The 2,930-nt window shown below is 70.6% G+C and carries 3 protein-coding genes; 1 reads left to right on the top strand and 2 read right to left on the bottom strand.

The window, feature by feature from the left end; translation table 11 throughout:
• On the bottom strand, positions 1-934 hold a 934-nt coding region (locus B2284_RS07715), incomplete at its 3' end, for a mycothiol transferase (RefSeq protein WP_286697348.1).
• 37 nt (positions 935-971) lie between these two features.
• Here B2284_RS07715 and B2284_RS07710 point away from each other — a divergent pair.
• Entirely contained in the window at positions 972-2,192 is a 1,221-nt protein-coding gene (locus tag B2284_RS07710; RefSeq protein WP_136788712.1) for an MFS transporter, read from the top strand.
• 18 nt (positions 2,193-2,210) lie between these two features.
• Here the strand turns inward: B2284_RS07710 and B2284_RS07705 are convergent.
• Positions 2,211-2,930, bottom strand: a 720-nt coding sequence (locus B2284_RS07705) for an MFS transporter (protein ID WP_286697347.1), incomplete at its 5' end; no start/stop codon positions are given.

Here is a 2,930-nt window from a genome sequence, read left to right as displayed (position 1 = left end):
GCGTCGCATCGTCGACGACGAGGTCGGGGTCGCCGAGCTCGGCCCGCATCGCGTCGGAGGCCCAGAAGCGCTCGTGCGCCCCGCGCCATTCGTCGACGCTGCGGTACCCCTCCCCCTCGTCGACGGCGTGCTCGAGGTCGACCTCTCCCAGCGGGACGACGCGCACCTCGACCGTCTCGGTGACGCCGACGGGCATCCCCGCCGACGAGATGAGCACCTCGCGCTCACCGACCCGCGGCAGTTCATCGTCCGCTGAATACGCGGCTGCCAGGGATGATGTCGCCGTCTTGGCACCGCGAAGGATCGGCGCGAGCAGCGCGTCCCGTTGCGGGCCCGCGAACCCGTACAGACCGGGTCGGGCACCGGGCCACTGCGCGTCGATCGCGACCTGACGAACCCTCTCCACGTAGCTCTCCCAGGAGAACTCGTCGCCCCACGGCAGGTTGGGGTTCGCCTCACGCATGCCGACGCGTCCGTCGAGCAGTTCGCGCAGGACGTCGACCTGCCCCGCGTGGCGGGCCACCTCCACGCTCAGATGGACGAGAACGCGGTGCAGGGTGACGTCGGGCTGCGGCCACCACGGCACGTGGCCGGCGGCGTCGAGGTCGAGGCTCGCGATCGTCTCGTCGGCGTGTGCGACGGCCCGGCGGTAGAGGCGCACGACGCTCTCCACGGTCTCGTCGGACGTCGCCCACAGGTCGGCGTTGGGCTCGGCGTCCTGCCCCATCCACGGCAGCTCCTCGCCGGGGCGGTCGAAGACATGCCCGAGGTAGCCGTACTCCATCGCTGCGAGGTGCTTGACGATGCCGAGCAGGTTCGACCCCGTCGACGTCATCGGCCAGCGCAGCTGCCACTCGTCGAGGCCCTCAAGCTTCCACAGGATCGCCGAACGCAGCGAGTCGAGGTACGTCTTCAGCGTGGCCTTGTCGTCCATTCGACCAGGGTAGGTGGCGGCGGTGACAATGGAGCGCATGCCCACCTCGACTCCCACGACGTCGTTCACCGCAGCGCAGAGCCGCGCCCTCATCCGCTCGGTGTTCGGCATCTTTCTCGTCAACGGCCTGATGATCGGGGCCTGGGGCGGTTCGCTGCCCGGCCTCCGTGAACGCCTGCACACCGACGCGTCGGGGATCGGGCTCGTCCTCCTGCTGGCCGGGGGCTCCGCGATCGTAGCCATGCAGGTGAGCGGCCGCGTTTCCGACCGGCTCACACCGCGCCTGCCGTCACTCGTCGGCGGAGTCGGCCTCGCCATCGGGTTGCTGGTGGTCGCGTTCGCCCCGAACTACCCCACCCTCGTGGTCGGCGGCGTGATGATCGGCGCGTGCAACGGTGTCATGGACGTCGCGATGAATGCCCTCGGCGTCGACGCCGAGCGGGCCTCCGGTACGGCGGTCATGAGCCGGTTCCATGCGTTCTTCTCGCTCGGAGGTTTCCTCGGCGCCCTGCTCGTCATGGGCTCGGCGAAACTGCAGGGCGGCGACGGGGCTGATCCGAGGTGGGCCCTCGTCGCGGCAGCGATCTTTGCCGGGGCGGGGCTCACCGCACTGTTCGCTCTGACGCCGCAGGCACCGCATGTCGAGGACAGCACGGACGACGCCGCGCCGATCAGCCCCAGGAGCGGCGACGCACCGCCGCGACCCGGCATCCCGCCGCAGGCGTGGCTGCTCGGCGTCATGGCCCTGTTCTTCGGGTTCACGGAGGGCACCGCGATCGACTGGGCCTCGATCCACGTCACGGACGTCGCGCACGTCGACCCGGGGGTCGGCGCCGCCGGTCTCGTCTGCGTGTCCGCGACGATGGTCGTCATCCGGCTGCTCGGCGACTCACTCGTGGCACGATTCGGGCGCGCCGCCGTCGTGCGCTTCGGCGCGCCCGTCGCGGTGGCCGGGTTCGGCGTCGTCATCACCACGTCGTCGCTGCCGCTCATCCTCGTCGGCTGGCTGCTCGTCGGGTTGGGTGTCGGCATGATCGCCCCGCAGATCTACGCCATCGCCGGCCACATCGGCGGCGGCCGCGTGCTCGCCATCGTCACCGCTTTCGGCTATACCGCGTTTCTCGCCGGGCCCGGCATCATCGGCTTCCTCAGCAACCACTTCGGCATCCAGCGCGCGATGATCCTGCCGTTCGTCGCGGGCCTGCTGTTGACGGGGCTGACGTTCACCGCGGCGTTGCGCGACCCACAGGAGAGCTGACGCCTCGTCCCCGCCGGGTCAGTCGAGCGCCTGCCCCCGACGTTCGGGCAGCGCGAGCGCGGCAAGCGTCGCGACCGCGAAGGCTGCGGCGATGACACCGAACGTCCAGCCCTCGCCGTGATGGGTGAACACCCAAGGCACGACGAGCGGCGCCACGATCGAGGCGATGCGCCCGAACGCCGTCGCGCCGCCGGCGCCGCCCGCGCGCATGAGCGTCGGGTAGATCTCGGGCGTGATGGCGTACAGCGCACCCCACGCGCCGAGGTTGAAGAAGCTGAGCGCGCACCCGGCGGCCATGATCGTCGTCTCCGACGTGGCCTGACCGAACAGCAGCGCCGACACCGTCGAACCTGCGAGGAAGAGCGCGAGCGTCGGCCGGCGTCCGATCTTCTCGACGCACACCGCAGCCACCGCGTATCCGGGCAACTGTGCGATCGTGATGACGAGGGTGAAACCGAACGACTTCGCCACCGGAAAGCCGGTCGCGACGAGGAATGTCGGGATCCACAAGAAGGCCCCGTAATAGGCGAAGTTGACGCCGAACCACGTCGCCCACAGAGCGGCCGTCCGCGTTCGATACGGCGCGGAGAACGGGCTCGCGAGCTGTGACGTTCTGGTCGTCTCGACGTCGACGGTGGTTCCCTGCGCGCCCGCGTGGGTGTCGGCGGCGTCGTCGAGGTGCGCGCCGTCGCCGCGCTGCGCCGGACCCGCCGCGGCCTCGAACGAGCGCACGATGCG

The organism is Dermacoccus sp. UBA1591, from assembly GCF_002322065.1.
Lineage (GTDB): Bacteria > Actinomycetota > Actinomycetes > Actinomycetales > Dermatophilaceae > Dermacoccus > Dermacoccus nishinomiyaensis.
Note: the sequence above shows the minus strand (reverse complement) of the source record. Positions and strands in the feature narration are given on the sequence as shown.

Coding starts and splice junctions, on each gene's coding strand:
- B2284_RS07710 (WP_136788712.1), top strand. CDS start 972: ATGCCCACCTCGACTCCCACGACGTCGTTCACCGCAGCGCAGAGCCGC.